Genomic DNA, 17,277 nt, shown 5'->3' with positions numbered 1-17,277 from the left:
TTGTTTCCTTTGTTTCCTTTGTAATGTTGTATTTTTTTTCTTTCTTGAGTGTTGTTCCAGTTTTCCAAAGGCTACCTTTCATGATGGCGGGCATTAGTAAAGGTTTGTGTGATAGAGACAAAAACGATGTTCTTCGGGATTTTTTTATTTTCCTCTCCATCACTCGTTTTAGTGCTTCCTATGATTGATTTTATAGACGGGGTCTCGGTTTTAATGGTTCAGTGTATTGGAGATAACCTGCGCGTCGGCTTATCAGTTCTTTTAGATTGATTTTCTCTCGCAAGCTAATTCAAAATGATGAGGTGATTATTGTGTCTGCTTCTCACCTAACCAAACATGCGCTGGCTCACTCGCTCAAATCACTGATGGAGCATACTCCGCTGAACAAGATTACGGTCAAACATCTGGTGGATCATTGCGGATTGAATCGGCAAACCTTTTATTATCATTTTCAGGATATTTACGCGCTGCTTGGATGGATCTATCAGACTGAAGCGGTGGAGAGCCTTACGGAATACCGAAGCTACAGCACATGGACGGACGGATTCTATAAAATCTTTTGTTACATCGAGAACAATAAATCATTCTGCTGCAATACACTCGACTCGCTCGGTCGCACCCACCTGGATACATACCTCTATGAAGTAACGCATGATCTGATTATGGGTGTGATTGATGAGCTAGCCTGTGGGATAAAGGTCCGCAGTGAAGACAAAGAGTTTATCGCCAACTTCTATACCCTGGCCTTCACCGGGCTAATCATTCAGTGGATGAGGGGTAATATGCAAGAACCGCCAAAACAGATTATTGAAAAGCTCAGTGAGCTGATCGAAGGTAATGTCCTGAAGGCATTGCATAGGTATGAGAATAAGCTGCCATCCGATTAGGATGCGCGGCTTTTTTGCATACAATCTAACTCTAGGTTTTAGACATTTTTCCAAAAGTGACTAAAAACCAGACATACCTATTCTTTTGATCATACCTTACGGGACCTGCAAGGTTTACATTAGGGATGTGACTACAGTACCTTTTGGAGGCGAATGATCGTGAAGAAAGAACACGGTAATAAACGGGTCTATTTTGTAGGCGGCGGTATTGCATCATTGGCGGGTGCAGCTTATCTAGTCAGAGATTGTGGCTTTCCAGGAGAACACATTCACATTATCGAAGAAATGCCGATTCTCGGTGGTAGCAATGATGGGGCTGGTAATCCCGATCAAGGATATATCATCCGCGGCGGTCGAATGCTCAATGACGAGGCTTATGAAAATCTATGGGAGTTGTTGGCGTCCATCCCTTCCATCGACCGTCCGGGCATATCTGTCCGACAGGAAATTACCGAATTTGACGATGCCAATCCCACACATTCTAATGCACGGCTCATCAACCGTGACGGCAAGGTCGAGGATGTGCTCTCCATGGGTTTTGATATGGCGGATCGTCTGGCGATGGGCAAGCTGATTATTACTCCTGAAGACACGCTGGGTAAACTGCGAATCAACGACTGGTTTGGCCCTCACTTTTTCCAAACGAACTTCTGGTATATGTGGGCGACCACCTTTGCCTTCCAACCTTGGCACAGCGCCGTGGAATTCAAAAGATACATGCTTCGCTTTTTTCACGAATTCCCAAGAATTCAGACGCTGGAAGGTGTCACCCGCACACCGTTCAACCAATATGACTCAATTATCCTGCCACTGTATAACTATCTGGAACCGTTTGGCGTAGATTTCACGCTGAAATGTACTGTCACCGATCTGGACTTCAAAGAGGGCGACGGCATTACGGTAAGTCGGATGCATGTGCTCAAGGGAGGTAAAGAGGAGGTCATTGACATCCACGAAGGCGATCTGGTCATTGTCACCAATGGCTCGATGACCGAAGGGGCCGACCTCGGCTCCATGACTTCTGCACCGAAACTGAACGGCAAGGGCAGCTCATGGAAGCTGTGGGAGAACATTGCCGCCAAGAAACCGATGCTGGGTAATCCCTCTTCATTTAATGATCATGTGCATGAGTCCAAATGGGAGTCGTTTACGGTCACCTTCCAGGATTCGGTCTTCTTTGATCTGATGGAGAAATTCACACGCAACCGGGCAGGTACCGGCGCTCTGGTTACTTTCAAGGATTCCAGTTGGTTCATGTCTGTCGTTCTGGCCTTCCAACCACATTTCCGTGGTCAGCCGGAGCATGTCAAGGTGTTCTGGGGATACGGATTATACCCGGATAATGTTGGCGACTACGTGAAGAAAAGAATGAGTGATTGTACCGGGGAAGAAATTATGCAGGAGTTGATCGGCCATCTTCATTTTCAGGAACATCAAGAGGCGATCATGGCTACCGCCAACTGCATTCCATGCATGATGCCTTACATCACTGCCCAATTTATGCCTAGACTGAACAGCGACAGACCAAAAGTTGTGCCTGAGGGCTCCACTAACCTGGCCTTTATTAGCCAATTCTGCGAGATTCCCGATGATGTGGTATTCACGGAAGAATATTCGGTCCGGGCAGCACGGATCGCCGTCTACACTCTTCTCGGAGAGAACCGTCCAATTGAGCCAATTAACCAGTACCAGTATGATGTTCGGACGCTGTTCAGCAGTTTTGTGACTTCGTTTAGATAACTGTTTAGCATGAGGATTGCGAAATAACAGAAGCTTGATTTTCGTCGAACCAGTCAATAAGTTAATGTTGGTGTAACGTCTGATGCCGGATTGAAAGGTTTTTTATAAGGCAAATAGAGATTTCCGTCAGTGATGACAGAAATCTCTATTTCGTTGAGTATGAAGCCACACACATAATCTCCATCAAGATTGCCAACTGTCGTCTAAAGAACCTTAAAGGCCTTATTGCTCGAAATTTCGCAGGTTTGAGAATCTAACGAATCGTAGGCGCCTTATTTTGAGTCTAAGCATAGTTTTGTAACGTAATATCGCTCATTTTCATTACATAGCGTGTCTGAGATTCGTTACATTTTGTATCACAGCAAAATCTTGGAAATAAGACTTCGCAGGTTCGTTAGAACTGAGCGTCCCTTCAGAGATTATTACGTATGAGAGGCACTCGTTGTCATGTCTTATTGTCGAGATCCTAGTCCGTACTTTATTGAAACCTGACTTATCATGCTTCCGTGTTGCTCATGTATACTCATGTGGTTGTTCTTATTATTCTTGGTGTTACTTTTCATTTTTTCATTGTTACCCATCGCGCTTATGTGCGGAAAGTCGTAAACTTCAGCATGTGCACAAGTTTGGAGAAATGTGCGATCTCCTGTTGGACGCCAGAAGTATCAGTCCCCGACATGGCCTGATTCGCTCGTAATGTTCTACGGGTGTTCAGCATACCTTCGATCAGTTTCATGACCGTGTTGCGGCCACGATGATCGACAATCATATACTTTTTGCGTGCATCTAGCTCTACCCACACGATGTTGCTGAATGATGTGAACAGATGCTTGCGGTACTGCTCCATATCGGTTTCATTGTAATGCTCGCCATAAAAGGCATAGTATCCGTGTATGTGCAACTTCTCCGCCAACACTGTGATGAACGGATCATGTTCGAGCATAGCGTTACGTTCCATGTTTCACGCCTCCGTTATGCGTGATCCGCAGATCCCGTCTTTTTGAGATCTATTTTAACATAATACGCAAGCTGTTGCCTCTCTTGCCTCTCCGCAAACATGTCCACGCTACAACTTACTCGCCGACCCGTCTGCCCTTCACCCACACACCCTCAATATCCAGCTCCGCATTCAGCAAAACGATATCTGCCTGTTTTCCCTGAGCCAGGGAACCTGTCCGGTGATCAATGCCCAGCAGGCGTGCGGGGGTCAGACTTGCTGCACGTGATGCAGCGTTCAGACTCAAGCCAACTTCCTGTACCAGGTAACGGAAACCGCGAATCATCGTCAGTGTGCTTCCGGCCAGTGCGCCGCCGTCCTTCAGTCTGGCCTCACCGTGCTTCACGATGACGGGCAGGTCGCCGATCTTGTATTCCCCGTCATCCAATCCCGCAGCAGACATGGCATCTGTGATCAACACGAGTTGATCATTATGTTGCTTCAATTGAGCGAGGATGGAAATCGCCGCAGGGTGCACGTGAATACCATCGGCAATCACCTCAGCACTGATACGCGGATCACTTAGCACCGCTCCGGCAGCTCCCGGTAGCCGGTGATGCAGCGGTGTCATCGCATTAAACGTATGCACCGCATGATGAAGTCCGGCTTCAACTGCTCGCTCCACCTCTTCATAGGTCGCATCGGTGTGGCCGAGTGCCGCTGTAATCCGCTGTTCACGCAGCCACGAGATGACTTCCAGTGCGCCTTCACGTTCCGGTGCCAACGTAACTTGACGGATTAGGCCGGGATATTGCTTCTCCCATGTTTCAAGCCAGGATACATCAGGTAGAATGATATGTTCGGGATTTTGCGCACCAGGCCATTTCGGACTGAAAAACGGACCTTCCAGGTGCACACCCTCAAGCTGTGCATACGGCATCTCACCGGAACGATAACGAGCTACTTCAGCAAGTACGCTGTCCAGTCGCTCTTTCGGAGCGGTCATGGAAGTCGCAAGCATCGCTGTTGTTCCCTGCGTACTATGAAAAGAAGTGATCTTGTCCAACACCTCCGGGCTTGCATCCATAAAGTCTTCTCCGTTCCCACCATGCACATGGATATCAATGAATCCAGGCACAATGAGGCCATGGTCCGGTACAGACAGTTGCAAAGCTTCTCTCCGAATCTGTTCAGGCAGACCTTCCGGTACCCCAGCATAAAGGATTTTTCCATCCCTCCAGGCTAATACACCGTCTTCCAATATCTCATTGGAAAGGAGCAGCTTGCCCCGAAGAAGAGAAATATTTTGTTCACGCTGGCTCCCAGGTTCATGATTATTCGCTCCGGTCATCTCACCAGCCTCCCTGCTGCACGGTCCAGCAATACCACCACATTTGGATGACATTGCAATAGCGATGCAGGACAGGCCGTTGTAATTGGGCCCATGAACGCTTCGCGAATAATCTCGGCTTTTTCCTCCCCACGGGCAATGAGCAGAATCTGTTTGGCTTTCAAAATGGTACCAACACCCATCGTAATCGCCTGAGCCGGAACCTCATCGATGCTGTCGAAGAAACGTGCATTTGCCTTACGTGTCTCTTCTTTCAGATCCACAACATGTGTTCGTCCTGTAAGTTCAGTTCCCGGTTCATTGAAGCCAATGTGACCATTATGTCCAATGCCCAGCAGTTGCAGATCCACGGGTCCACGATCATCCAAGCGCTGTTCATAAGACTTACATTCCTGTTCCAGATCGGCAGCCTGACCATCAGGTACATGCGTTCTCGCAAGATCCATATCGATATGATGAAATAATTGTTCGTTCATGAAACTGCGGTAACTTTCGCGATGCTCTGTTGGAAGTCCTACATACTCATCCAGATTGAATGAAGAAGCCTGCGAGAAGCTGACCAGTCCCTTCTGGTACAACGTGATAAGCTGTTTATATATGCCTACAGGCGAACTTCCCGTTGCAAGTCCGAGGACTGCACGTGGTTTGGTCTGCAATAAACTTGCGATGACTCCTGCACCTGTGGCATTCAAATCTTCTTCATTTTCAAAAATACGTATATTCATCTGTTTAAGCACCTCCGTTGTGTTGTACGCGATAGGACTGCACGTTGTGATAGGATTGTTCCAGTCTCGGGATAAAACGGTCGAAGTCGGCACTTACCATGCCTGTGAACAAAATATCGACCACATGCAGCAGTGCAATACGTGAAGCCATATCTCCACGCCTCATGCCCTCTTCCAGAGAAGAGGTGAACAGTGGGATATCAGATACCGTTGCGAGTGTATTACTTCCATAGGAAGTCAGTGAAATCGTAGAAGCTCCGGCTTGTTTGGCACAATGCAGGGCATCAATGGTTTCGGGTGTTTCGCCTGAATAGGATACGGCCATTGCGACATCCCCCTCAGCGAGCGAAGATGCGGATGTGATCTGCATATGGGAGTCTGAGAAAGCAGTACAACTTTTGCCAATCCTCACCAACTTCTGATAGAAATCCTGTGTCACAATCGACGAGGTCGCCACACCGTACAGATCAATACGGCGAGCCTGGCACAATAATTGCACCGCCTGCTCCAATCTGCCCAGATCCAGCAAACGGGTAGTATCAGCAATAGACGCGAGGTGATTGGCTTCGATCGCTTCAACAATTTTGGATAGTGAATTGCCCGCTACAATGTCCTGATACGCCGTTTCATCAGAAGCGTGGGACAATTCTGCGGCGAGCTTCATTTTGAAATCGGGGAAACCTTTGAAATGAAACGACTTGCAAAAGCGGGTCACCGTCGCCGCACTTGTGCCACTCTGCTCTGCCAGATGACTAATCGTCCAGCCGGGAATGTCCGACGGAGATTGCATAATGACTTCGGCAATACGTCGCTCCTGAGACGGAAGGTTATTCAGTTCTTGCTGCAACGCACGTAATATGGCTGCCATAAGGACCTCACTTGTATGAAAATTATTTTTATATATTTTTAAATAAATAAGAAAATCATTTTTATAACTTCATTCTAATCAAGACGATCCTGCAAATCAAGAGCAATTTCTCACGACTTTCGCAATGATAGTGAACTTGTATAGACACTCACCTGCTTGATACACATCATAGGTATCCTTTATATTGAGAATCGAGATATGATCGTATTAAAAAAAGGAGCCATTCAATGAATCGAAGACAACGGAAAAAACTTACTCCTTCCATCTGGATTATTGCTAGCAAACCAACAGAAGGACACGCCTATTATGCCCTCTATGCCATCGACTGGAAACGCGGAGGTCGGCTCAGTTGGGAAGGCTGGAATCACTTTGAAGACCTGCTGCAATTTCATATTCCGATCAAACGAAAAGCTGGAGGACGGAAATCTTCTTCCACGCCTGCCGCCAAAATAGCGAAAAGAGCGCTCCATCTTCATCTGAATGAAGCACAGTTCGAGGAACTGGAGCAGCTCTTTTATCAGCCATTTTCGAAGAAAAGATGGAGGACGTTTATTCGAATGAATAGGAATCAGACGTGATAAAGTGATATGAATTAGGTTATTTATTTTTCATGCTAAAACAAAAAAGCCTCTCCCCTTCTTTAGATAAAATAAAGAATTAGGAAAGACTTTCGCGGTATTAAAATTCAATTCGTTTTCATTTAATTTGCATTTAACTCAAAACTCAACTCAAGTTAACTCGTTCTAATTCATGTCATCATATCGTTCTAGGAACGTGCTGACTAAGCCGGGTACCGTCATTTGGTGAACCGATTGATTCTCAATCTCCTCCGCCAGATCGTCATCTGTGAGGGAAACAAAGAAGGTAATGTCTGCTTTAGTTTGTCCATACCGAGCAAAAACGTCATCGGCTGTCTCATTCACGACTTTAGCGATGATTCGAATGATCTCATTCTTATACTCCCGAACCTCTTCTGTTGCATACAACAATCGGCTGATGTGGTTAAAGTGCGTATCCTCGCCATACTGATATTCGGAGCAGCCCCATCTGTAATAGATCTCGTCCTCCTCACTGTCGCATAGCCCTTGCTCTTTCATTCTCGAAATGTGCGTTGCCAGGGATTCCTCGGTATTCACCGCCATAAACAGCGTTACCCAATCACTGTCCGTTCCAAATGCACAAGCATATACTTTCTCATGTTGCACTTTAGCCAGCGTCTGTTCCAGATCGGGTAGAAACCCCGCTCTAAATTGTTTTTCAAATTCACTTAAGAAACGTTCCATTCAGCTCATCCTTTCATGTTTTATATAAGTTGAATACCGAATCGTTACACTTGCCACTTCGCTGACAGAATAACCTTCTGATCACTGTTATCCCCAGATTTCTTGTATCACTTTTTAAAAGTGGAAATCTGCGGATAAAGGCGACCGCTCCGCTTTTTCAGGTCATTTCTGCCCTCTCCGTTCTAGTGTAAATATGTAGTTTAACTTATATAGATGTAGTACAAAAAAATCTCAACCAATTTGTTCAAGCTATTGTTTCACTTCAAAGCCTTACCTACAATCTCTTATCTACTTCATATATGTAAATCATTATGGCCTAGTAAAATAATGAAAACAAGCGATGCTACGTTTCGGATATTCCCTCAAAAATATTGATAGTTCCCTGAGTCCATGGTCCATACCAGCAAAAAAGCCTTGCCCCATTCTTCATGACAAAGAATAGAGAAAGGCTTTCATGCTGCTACTTCATCCTAACTGTAATTCGCAACTAGATCTTCAGTTCTCCAAGCTTAATCAGCTCGACAACTGCCTGCGAACGACCCTTAACATTGAGTTTCTGCATCACATTCGAAATATGGTTACGCACCGTTTTCTCGCTGATGAATAACTGCCCTGCGATGTCACGCGTTGTTTTGTCTTGAACCAGTAATTCGAATACTTCGCGTTCACGGTGGGTTAACAAAAATTTGCTTTTATGATCGATACCCTTCAATGTTCACCCCTCCTTGCTCGGGTTGTGTTGGTGTAACAAGGTTAAGGGGATACAGTCAACTCATCTTATGTCAGATCAAGGGCGTTGGTTCAGTTTTATAAGAAAAATGGGCAGGAATTATATGTTTTATTGTCCCAAGTGAACCTGTGCAGTGGCATATGTAATCCAACATTTGAATCATTGATATTAAAACAAACATGCCCTTGCAGCTGATGATATCATCCGCGCAAAGGCACACTTGTTCATTGAGCTTGTAATCTACCGATTCATTCGATTCATGACCCCACCGTTATGATTACGGTTCATCAGGCCATCGTCAAGGATGCCATCGCGGTGATTCATTCCTGCTCCGTTGGTTGGGAAGATACGCTCCACCATCGATTGGAACGTATCAATCATGCCACTAACGGGCTTACCATTACGAATATCTGTGGCATAGTTCTCGACATGCTGCACAAATTCCGGATTGGCTGATACATATACATTCTCGATGTTCGGCGCAAACTGCTTGATTTTGGCTGAAATCTTGCCTTTAATCTCAGCTGATGTGTTATCATCCGTGCTATCTACACGTTGTCCTTCACTTTTCATTCCATAATGACCATCGTTCGTCCCACGTGCTTTGCCGCTGTTTGTGAGACCACGCATCATTCCAACCGCTCCTGTACCCATCGTGCCGTAGATGCCACGATCATTGCCCATATGGCTGCGATCCGTTGCTGAATTCGTGTTCAGCCCTGGAGCAATTCCACTTGTGCTGTACGGTGACATTGTGCCTGTACCGCCATTCACACGCATGCCTCCCATATCGTGGTTCATGTTGCCACCACGCATGGTATCACTCGCATGATTACGCATCGTTCCATCCAGCATGCTTGTACGACCGTTGGACTTGCTCTCCAACTTGCCTGCATGACCATCTGCCAAACGCACCGCAACATAAGCATTACGATCCGTTAACATGACACGGGCGGATTTCACTTCCTTCATCTCCGTAATGCGTTTAGCCAACTCTTCACTGGATTTCAGGTCAGTGACATTATGCATGCGATAACTTTTCGCACGAATGCCATCCATGCCATTCGTTTCCACACCATAACGGTTAATGCCGCTCGCTTGCTGACGGACACTTTGCGTATGCATATTGTTGGTATCCCGATTCGTGCCACATCCTGTCAAACCGGCCATTACAAAGATTGCAGTAGACAATGATAACGTAATAGCTGTTGCCTTTTTGACTGCTGGCATGTACTCATCCTCCAATGTATGTTGGTTTTGGTCACAAAGATAGGATGCGCTTCTGTGCGTGCCGATATGCTGAAAGGATATGGTACCTTACCCTGTAGATTTGGATGCTCAATTTTTGCTCACAGCTTATTGATCTTTGGGTTTTGAAATGCAGACCATAAGGTCTTCGCTATAAAATAAAAAAACAGTACTGCGTGTTCGCAGCACTGTCTACATGTAACTTAAAATTTATTTCAAGTCATTGATGAACTCTTACCTTTTGCGCCACTCATTTTCCTTCGGTTGATGTCTTAATTGTATCCGGGAATTTCTCGGCTTCCGTTAGACTCGTCGTCTCCAAGGCATATGCCCATTGACCATCCGGCGTAACGACCCAGATCTGATCCGGTTCGGATGGCAACGTAAGTCCCCGATACACATCTCTCACTTGTTGCCCATTGACCGTCTGCTCAACAGACAGGGTGAATCGTGGAACAGTACCTTTCAGCTCAGACGCTTTGCGCACATCATCTGCTGTTGACAGGTTTTTGATTTTACCGATAAGGGATACGGCGTCCGTGGCTTCAATCGTTTTTCCATTCAATGCCCAGGTCTGCTCTGCAGCACCGTTCTCCGATGTCGATGTTAACATCCAGGTAGCGGCTTCACCTTCCCACTCCAGAGACCCCACATTTGTCTCATCCATGTTGAACGGTGTAGTATCCAACAGATCACGACGTGACAAGGCTATGTTATTAATCGCCTCTGTCTGTACGGCAACTACGGGACCCTCATCTACGCGCACATATCGTGCGTCATCTGCTGGAAGCTGGCCACCAATCGCCAGTTTGATCTCCCGATGATCTTTGAGTTGGATATCCATACGTGTTGCATCTGTTCCTAATCCGTACTTATCCAGATCTGCCGGCGCTTCTTCCACCACCATTTCCTGGTTCGCGCCACTCAGAGCATCTAACCAACTGCTAACACTATAACCGTTCAGAGGATAAGCTTTCGGCTCAACCATCTGCCATACGCCATGTTCAAGCGTCAAAGTTGAAGATGCTGCTGCACCGGATGTTTCTGCGGTGGAGTCATGTATTGTGATGGATTGAATATCTTCGGATTGAATACCGAGCAACTTGGCTTGCACCGCTTCTTCCTCCCGAAAATAATTTTGACTAGCCGCGTACACCCAACCCACAATGAGTACGATGACCACCAGAATCGTTGGAACCCATTTTCTCATACCCGTCTGCGCCTCCACCATAAGAGTACACCGATGATCACAAAGATAAGCGGAAACGCTACAATAGCCACGAAGAAAATCGTTCTGGCCTGTTCGCCGCTCAGGTATGCCGTCTCATATCCGGCTTGTACCCGTGGACGAATCGTCAATCCATTTTCTTTCTCACTCAAATAATTCACGGTATTCAAAATAAAGTCCCTGTTTCCGCCATTCGCAATTTCCGAATCCTGCATGAAAATCGACGAGCCCAGAATAACCGCCTTCGGTTTGCCATCCGTCGTATCGGCTGCATACCCAAGTTCCACTGGCCCCTGAATATCCTCTTTAGCATCATTGGTTGTTTCATTTTGCAATAAGCCTCCGATATTCGTCTCCCCATAACTGTCATTGGAAGAATGGATTAACGGTGAAAGGGTGTATTTATCCTGTTCTTTGCTGGTCAGCGCGATCGACAGCGACAACATCGGGTACAATTGGCTTGCAGCAAGTTTGTCCGTAATTGCATGTGTTCCATACTCCGGTACCACCCAGAGTGGTCCCATCGTACTGGCTTGTTGATTATCCACCATCACTGCATGCTCATCAACGACACCATAGTCTGCCATGAGGGCATCGATGTTTTTCCAGCTGGATTTCATATCTTCTACGAATCCGAGGGACAATAACAGCTTGCCTCCATTACTCAGATATGTGCGAATGGCCTTCATTTCTGCATCACTGAGATCACGTTGTGGACCTATAATGGCAAGCACATCTGCATCTTCCGGAACCTTCCCGGCCTGATTCAACTGCAATTCTTCTGTCTGCACATTATTTTGTTCCAATGAGGATTGCAGCGTAGTCATCTGATCGAGACTCAGCTCCTCATGTCCGGTCAGGAAGACCATTTTATGCATCTCGGTGGATGACATATTCATAAGCGCCTGTGTCAGCTTTTCCTCACCTGTGAACTGATAGGATCCGTCACTGCCGTCACCTGCCGCGGTGAACAAACTGGCGATATCAATCACTTTGTGTTGATCTCCCTGCTCCAGCACAATGGAGCTGCCTGTTATGCCGTATTTGGATGCAAGCGCAGGTTCCTGCGTCAGATTATACTGTTTTAGTTTCAGCTTACTGTTCCGTTTCGTGTATTCCTCCACCATATCCGTGACCTCACGGTTCAGCACGGTGTTGTTGGCATTTTCGACGGTTAACACCAGAATGTTGACGTCATCCTTCACGTCTTTGATCGCAGTAAGAGACTGGTCAGACAACGTGTATTGTTTATTCGAGGTCAGATCGAGCTGGAAGCCGCCAAGTGAATTCAGGAACAGTGTTAGCAAAATAAAGATGCCAATCACCGCTACAGACAGCACGGTACTGTTGGTATGACTTAACCATTTTTTCATCTTCTCACCTCCACCGCTTCCGTTCGACAATTTGAATGCTTAACAGCAGAAACACACCTGAAAGTGTGACATAGTACAATATATCCGGTCCGCTAAGCACGCCTTTCATGAAGCTGTCAAACCGGTTAGTCAGGGCAAACGGATCGAGCCACTGCTGCAAAGCAGATCCTGTATTACCTGCGAATGAATCAAGCATCCACAAAACGAGCAAAATAATAAAACCCGCCACCGCAGACACCATCTGATGCTGGGATAACGTGGAAGCGAACAGTCCTATTGCCATCATGCTTCCGCCCAGGAACAATAAACCCAGCGCAGACATCCATACTGTCGTCATATCCAATGTTCCATAGAACGACATGATGAAGGGGTACACCAGACTGCACAGGATGAGCACGACCAGAATGGCCAGAGAAGCAAGGTATTTGCCAAAAATAATCTCTGTTACACGCGCAGGGGAAGTCAGCAGCAGTTCATCCGTTCCTTGTCTGAATTCTTCCGCAACAAGCCGCATCGTTAACAAAGGCACAACAAACAGCAGCATGGATAACGTATCCCCCAGCACGAGTCGATAATCGACAATACTCGGCTGGTAATATACGAAACTGGAGTAGAACAGCAAGCTGGTCATCAGTACATATACGGCAAAAGCAAAATAGGACGTTGGAGACAGAAAATAAGCTTGCAGCTCTTTGTTACATACCGCCATCATTCGTCTCATTTGGAGTCCTCCCCTTTGCGCGAATGGGACGAAGCATCCGTTGAAGTATTCGTTAATGTACTACTTGTTGGACTCGGTGATGTTCCCGATACACTCGACGAGTCGTTGTCGGAAGTTACATTCGCCTGATCCATCACTGCCCCATCTGCCGAATCCGCGTTTGTATCTTTTATATCCGTTGTTGTCTCAGTTGTGGTCAGCTTCAGGAAAATCTGTTCCAGACTGAGATTCTCCTTTTTCATCTCCAGAATCGGTAATCCTGCACCGGACAAAAGGTAAAATAGCTCCTCCCGGAAATCTTCCGAGTTCTCTCCAGTAAGAAGCATTTTAACCGTATTCGCTGTATCAGAAGTAAGTGAAGTATCTCTGGTGGTATTCGCATCTGATGTTTGAATGACTTCACTCCGCACTTTCTCCCATGGTTTCAGCACATTATGTAATTGCTCCGCAGTGGCCTTCACTTCAATCGACACCTTGAACTGATCCCCCATTGCTGATCCGAAATACTGTGGTGAGCCATCCAGCACGAGCTGCCCCTGATTAATGATCAACATTCGATTACAGAGTGTGCTCACCTCAGGCAAAATATGCGTACTGAGCAGCACCGTATGATTCTCCCCCAGTTCCCGAATCAGATCTCGGATCTCGATAATCTGATTTGGATCAAGGCCCGAGGTTGGCTCATCCAGCACCAGAAGATCCGGCTTGTGAATAATGGCTCCTGCCAGCCCTAGGCGTTGCTTGTATCCTTTGGATAACCCACGTACCATTTGTCTCTCCCGACCCTGGAGTCCCAATCTGCTTACCATCTCGCTGACTCGCAGCTTAACCTCACGTGCCGGAACATCTCTCAAATTCGCTACGAATTTAAGGTAGGACTGCACTGTCATATCCGGATACAGTGGCGGAGTTTCAGGCAGATATCCAATCTTGGAACGAACACGCTGACCTTGGTCATGCACCGATACCCCATCCACCAGGATGGAACCCGCGGTTGGATGCACATAGCCCGTAATCATACGCATCGTTGTTGTTTTTCCGGCACCATTGGGGCCGAGAAACCCGACAATTTCACCACGTTCCATGGTGAAATCCAATTGATGTACGCCGCGCTGCCCTTCGTAAACTTTGCTGACCTGTTTCACTTCGAGCACATCATTCATCCTTTCCCGTTAAAATACCCGTGTACCATCGTTTAAGGTAGATGTGTACACGGGAAGTTCCTTGTATAATACGTGATCTATCCTAAGCCCAGCTTAATGTCACTTAAAAGAAAGCTTAAAAAAATGTGTCCAAAATGTGTACACACTAAACAACACCCACACCCTATACTTCAAGCCAACGTAACATAGAGTACAGGAGAATGTGCTCCTGACCAAAAGTCAGAGGGTGAATCGTGTGAAAGTATTATTCACGTTTTATGTTCCAAGCGGTGGCGTGGATACGTTAAACCGACTGCGCACCGCTGTTCTGAAACGCCATGGCATTGAAGCGCACCTACTTTATCTCAACACAGGCTCGGGATTGCAGAACAACAGTGATACCCCCATTTTCACCGCATCCAGTGACGAGGATATCCATCATATCATTCATACTCATCATTATGATGCCATCATCGCCACTTCAGACATCGCTATGCCCGGCCGCTTGAGAGCGCTTGGCTATACAGGAAAAATTATTTTTGAAGCGCAGGGACTCGGAACACGCGATCAGGCTCTGGAAACGATACAGATGGGTGTACCTTACCTTCAGGCCCATTGCGATGCTGCCGTTATCCCTCCCACAGACCACCTTCTGGATATGTTCATTCATATCTGTCCTTGGCTACATCGGTTTGTTATTCCCAATATGCTGGATACAGACACCTTCGCACCGGTTCTGGTGGATACTCCACCCTATCCAGTGCTGGCCTGGGTAGGACGACTTGAACACAATAAAAACTGGCGGGAATATTTAATCATTTCGAATGAAATCATCAAAAAAAATCCGAAAGCCAGACTATGGTTATTCCATGATCCCACTTTGGCTAATCCAGAAGATGAAGTCATGTTCCGGCACATGTTGGCAGAATACGGGCTTGAGGATCGGATCGGCATCTTCGTCAATGTTCCCCATTCTCAGATGCCCGCATACTATTCGATGATTGCTGCGTCAGGGGGAATCATGTTATCCACTTCCCTGCTAGAAGGATTCGGCTATGCCGTCGCTGAAGCCATTAGCTGCGGTTGCCCAGTGCTCAGCACAGATTCGGATGGTGTGCGCTCATTCATCACACATAATAAGACTGGAAAGTTTTATCCCATTGGAAATATAAAGGCTGCTGTAGACGAAGCAAGAGACCTCATGAAGAACAAGAAACTGCGGGAGTATATCCGCATTCAGGGCAGACAGCATATGAGCTTGTCTTTCTCACCTGATCGATATGCCCATTCTTTCCGTGAAATGATGACAGCACTGCGAATTTTTCATTGAGCATAACAAAAAGGCAGTTCAGCAAGATTCTTTGAACTGCCTTACTATGTCACTTTAAAAAGTCTTAGTGTCCCATCATCATCGCGGGATCAGGCTTGTCGCCATTTTGAAGTTCTTCTTCCGGCATCGGTTTTGGTTTGCGCAGAATCAGACTGAGCAGACATCCAAACAATGCAATACAAGCGGCCAGGAAGAACGTATCATTGAAACCACTCACCAGACCTTGAACTATAGCGGTCGGCTCTGCACTCGTTGTATTGTCTGCGATTCTGGAAGTAAGGAAACCTGTGAGCCCTGCAACCGCAAAGGACACGACCACTTGCTGTGCAGCGGCCGTAAGCGGTGTAACCCGTCCAACCAGCTTACGTGGTGCAGCATTCAATACATGCGTATTGAGTGGCATCATGGACAAGCCCATACCCAGACCCATCATGATCAGGGCCGTGATAATCAGGCCAAGACCTGTCTCTGCCGTGATGGAGGACAGAATAAACAAGGCTCCCGAGATAATTCCCAGACCCACGAAGGCCAGAGGTCTGGCACCAATTTTATCAAACAACCGACCACCAAGCGGCATACCCACGCCGGAAGCCAGAGCCTGCGGAAGCAGAATCAATCCCGTTTCCAGTGCAGTATACCCTTTGATCTGCTGCAAATAAAGCGGGATCAGAATCATCGCACCGAACAGCGCTACTTGCGACACCCATGCGAGAATAATCCCCCGTGAGAAATCAGATGATTTGAATACCCGGAGTTCGAGCAATGGATTTTGATGACGAAGTTCCACAATAATGAATAAGATGAGCGCCACGCCACCTACGATTACACCAGTCAGTGTTGTTGTAGATGTCCAGCTCGTTCCCCCCTCACTCACACCGTAAGCGAGCATTGAGAATGCAATTGGCGCCAGAATCATGCCGAGCAGATCCAGTGCAGGCGTGCGTCCTCGATCTGTATCAGGCAAAAATTTGATACATAGAATGAAAGCTGCAATACCAATGGGCAAGTTAATCAGGAAGATCCAGTGCCAGCTCAGTGATTCAATAAACCAACCGGACAATACCGGGCCCAGTGCAGGGGCAAGCAGCATGGGAATTCCGAGCATGCCCATGATGGAACCTCTTCGTTCAGGAGGAGCCAGTCGAAATACCATCGCCATACCAATAGGAGCAACCATGCCTCCCCCAAGGCCTTGAATGACACGGTAAATGATTAATTGCTCAGGTGATTGGGCAATGGAGCATAACACAGAACCCAAGGTAAACATGGCAATGGTGAACAGGAATACTCTTTTGGCACCGAAACGGTCAGTTAACCAACCTGCCAGCGGAATAACTGCAGACAAAGCCAAGGTATATCCTGTAACCGTCCATTGGATGGTCTTCAGATCCGTCTCGAAATATTGAACGAGATTCGGAATGGCCACATTAACAACGGTACTGTCCAGAATAACCATGATCATGCCAACGATAATAGCCAGGAGTGGCAAAATAATGGTTTTAATCGAAAACTCTGCCGGCTCCTGTGATACTGCTGTTTGTTCTTTCACGTTCTCCACACTCTTTTCCGGCAGAAGAACACAGGCTGCTGCCTGCATCTCACTAGCCTATATTCTCTCGACTGATTTCAAACTATCGTTTTAAATCGTCGTTTTAAACTTTCGTTTAACACTGATCTAATTCTAATGAAAATACCTTTGCTGTCAAGCTATTTT

At 46.7% G+C, this 17,277-nt stretch carries 16 protein-coding genes; 4 read left to right on the top strand and 12 right to left on the bottom strand.

What is annotated here, in order from left to right; translation table 11 throughout:
* Positions 1-311: 311 nt before the first annotated feature.
* Entirely contained in the window at positions 312-887 is a 576-nt protein-coding gene (locus ACX9NY_RS29850) for a TetR-like C-terminal domain-containing protein (protein ID WP_342570926.1), read from the top strand.
* A 153-nt stretch (positions 888-1,040) separates the two neighbouring features.
* Positions 1,041-2,627, top strand: coding sequence for an oleate hydratase (locus tag ACX9NY_RS29845; protein ID WP_472476615.1), 1,587 nt, complete (start codon positions 1,041-1,043; stop codon positions 2,625-2,627).
* Between the two features lie 586 nt (positions 2,628-3,213).
* Here ACX9NY_RS29845 and ACX9NY_RS29840 read toward each other — a convergent pair.
* From ACX9NY_RS29840 to ACX9NY_RS29825, 4 genes are all read right to left on the bottom strand, one after another.
* Entirely contained in the window at positions 3,214-3,585 is a 372-nt protein-coding gene (locus tag ACX9NY_RS29840) for a hypothetical protein (RefSeq protein ID WP_339237218.1), read from the bottom strand.
* Positions 3,586-3,700: 115 nt separating this feature from the next.
* Positions 3,701-4,915, bottom strand: a complete 1,215-nt coding sequence (nagA, locus tag ACX9NY_RS29835) for an N-acetylglucosamine-6-phosphate deacetylase (protein WP_339237221.1) — start codon at positions 4,913-4,915, stop codon at positions 3,701-3,703.
* On the bottom strand, positions 4,912-5,640 hold the full coding sequence (gene nagB / locus ACX9NY_RS29830; RefSeq protein WP_221820902.1) for a glucosamine-6-phosphate deaminase: 729 nt from the start codon (positions 5,638-5,640) through the stop codon (positions 4,912-4,914). The genes nagA and nagB overlap by 4 nt, the downstream gene beginning before the upstream one ends.
* 4 nt (positions 5,641-5,644) lie before the next feature.
* Positions 5,645-6,508: a MurR/RpiR family transcriptional regulator gene (locus ACX9NY_RS29825; protein ID WP_017692537.1), complete on the bottom strand. Its 864-nt coding sequence runs from the start codon at positions 6,506-6,508 to the stop codon at positions 5,645-5,647.
* A 227-nt stretch (positions 6,509-6,735) separates the two neighbouring features.
* Between ACX9NY_RS29825 and ACX9NY_RS29820 the strand changes: the two genes are divergently transcribed.
* Complete coding sequence (locus tag ACX9NY_RS29820; protein ID WP_472476611.1) at positions 6,736-7,086, top strand: hypothetical protein; 351 nt, start codon at positions 6,736-6,738, stop codon at positions 7,084-7,086.
* A 165-nt stretch (positions 7,087-7,251) separates the two neighbouring features.
* Here the strand turns inward: ACX9NY_RS29820 and ACX9NY_RS29815 are convergent, their stop codons facing one another.
* The 7 genes from ACX9NY_RS29815 to ACX9NY_RS29785 all read right to left on the bottom strand — a co-directional run bounded on the left by ACX9NY_RS29815 (position 7,252) and on the right by ACX9NY_RS29785 (position 14,245).
* Positions 7,252-7,791 carry a DUF4303 domain-containing protein gene (locus ACX9NY_RS29815; RefSeq protein ID WP_472476609.1) on the bottom strand — a complete coding sequence of 180 codons (540 nt, stop codon included), beginning with the start codon at positions 7,789-7,791 and terminating at the stop codon, positions 7,252-7,254.
* A 487-nt stretch (positions 7,792-8,278) separates the two neighbouring features.
* Positions 8,279-8,503, bottom strand: coding sequence for a helix-turn-helix domain-containing protein (locus ACX9NY_RS29810; protein WP_017692532.1), 225 nt, complete (start codon positions 8,501-8,503; stop codon positions 8,279-8,281).
* Positions 8,504-8,761: 258 nt separating this feature from the next.
* A complete protein-coding gene (locus tag ACX9NY_RS29805; protein ID WP_339237251.1) occupies positions 8,762-9,751 on the bottom strand; it encodes a YhcN/YlaJ family sporulation lipoprotein in 990 nt (329 codons plus the stop codon).
* A 268-nt stretch (positions 9,752-10,019) separates the two neighbouring features.
* Positions 10,020-10,979 (bottom strand): DUF4340 domain-containing protein, encoded by a 960-nt coding sequence (locus ACX9NY_RS29800; RefSeq protein ID WP_339237254.1) that lies wholly within the window; start codon positions 10,977-10,979, stop codon positions 10,020-10,022.
* Positions 10,976-12,370, bottom strand: coding sequence for a GldG family protein (locus ACX9NY_RS29795; protein WP_339237257.1), 1,395 nt, complete (start codon positions 12,368-12,370; stop codon positions 10,976-10,978). Before ACX9NY_RS29795 ends, ACX9NY_RS29800 begins: the two co-directional genes overlap by 4 nt.
* A 4-nt stretch (positions 12,371-12,374) precedes the next feature.
* Positions 12,375-13,091 (bottom strand): ABC transporter permease subunit, encoded by a 717-nt coding sequence (locus ACX9NY_RS29790; RefSeq protein WP_339237259.1) that lies wholly within the window; start codon positions 13,089-13,091, stop codon positions 12,375-12,377.
* Positions 13,088-14,245: an ABC transporter ATP-binding protein gene (locus ACX9NY_RS29785; protein WP_472476606.1), complete on the bottom strand. Its 1,158-nt coding sequence runs from the start codon at positions 14,243-14,245 to the stop codon at positions 13,088-13,090. Before ACX9NY_RS29785 ends, ACX9NY_RS29790 begins: the two co-directional genes overlap by 4 nt.
* Before the next feature lie 244 nt (positions 14,246-14,489).
* Between ACX9NY_RS29785 and ACX9NY_RS29780 the strand changes: the two genes are divergently transcribed.
* Positions 14,490-15,563, top strand: a complete 1,074-nt coding sequence (locus ACX9NY_RS29780) for a glycosyltransferase family 4 protein (RefSeq protein ID WP_472476604.1) — start codon at positions 14,490-14,492, stop codon at positions 15,561-15,563.
* Between the two features lie 64 nt (positions 15,564-15,627).
* On the opposite strand, the gene ACX9NY_RS29775 is transcribed toward ACX9NY_RS29780, so the two are convergent.
* Positions 15,628-17,112 (bottom strand): DHA2 family efflux MFS transporter permease subunit, encoded by a 1,485-nt coding sequence (locus tag ACX9NY_RS29775; protein WP_339237267.1) that lies wholly within the window; start codon positions 17,110-17,112, stop codon positions 15,628-15,630.
* Positions 17,113-17,277: the final 165 nt, after the last annotated feature.

The organism is Paenibacillus sp. CB74 (assembly GCF_055687625.1).
This window is presented reverse-complemented; position numbering and strand designations above follow the sequence as displayed.

What these genes read in the sequence shown, in the direction of transcription:
- ACX9NY_RS29845 (WP_472476615.1), top strand. Translation starts at nt 1,041, where the DNA reads ATGATCGTGAAGAAAGAACACGGTAATAAACGGGTCTATTTTGTAGGC.
- ACX9NY_RS29840 (WP_339237218.1), bottom strand. Translation starts at nt 3,585, where the DNA reads ATGGAACGTAACGCTATGCTCGAACATGATCCGTTCATCACAGTGTTG.
- nagA (WP_339237221.1), bottom strand. Translation starts at nt 4,915, where the DNA reads ATGACCGGAGCGAATAATCATGAACCTGGGAGCCAGCGTGAACAAAAT.
- nagB (WP_221820902.1), bottom strand. Translation starts at nt 5,640, where the DNA reads ATGAATATACGTATTTTTGAAAATGAAGAAGATTTGAATGCCACAGGT.
- ACX9NY_RS29825 (WP_017692537.1), bottom strand. Translation starts at nt 6,508, where the DNA reads ATGGCAGCCATATTACGTGCGTTGCAGCAAGAACTGAATAACCTTCCG.
- ACX9NY_RS29820 (WP_472476611.1), top strand. Translation starts at nt 6,736, where the DNA reads ATGAATCGAAGACAACGGAAAAAACTTACTCCTTCCATCTGGATTATT.
- ACX9NY_RS29815 (WP_472476609.1), bottom strand. Translation starts at nt 7,791, where the DNA reads ATGGAACGTTTCTTAAGTGAATTTGAAAAACAATTTAGAGCGGGGTTT.
- ACX9NY_RS29805 (WP_339237251.1), bottom strand. Translation starts at nt 9,751, where the DNA reads ATGCCAGCAGTCAAAAAGGCAACAGCTATTACGTTATCATTGTCTACT.
- ACX9NY_RS29800 (WP_339237254.1), bottom strand. Translation starts at nt 10,979, where the DNA reads ATGAGAAAATGGGTTCCAACGATTCTGGTGGTCATCGTACTCATTGTG.
- ACX9NY_RS29795 (WP_339237257.1), bottom strand. Translation starts at nt 12,370, where the DNA reads ATGAAAAAATGGTTAAGTCATACCAACAGTACCGTGCTGTCTGTAGCG.
- ACX9NY_RS29790 (WP_339237259.1), bottom strand. Translation starts at nt 13,091, where the DNA reads ATGAGACGAATGATGGCGGTATGTAACAAAGAGCTGCAAGCTTATTTT.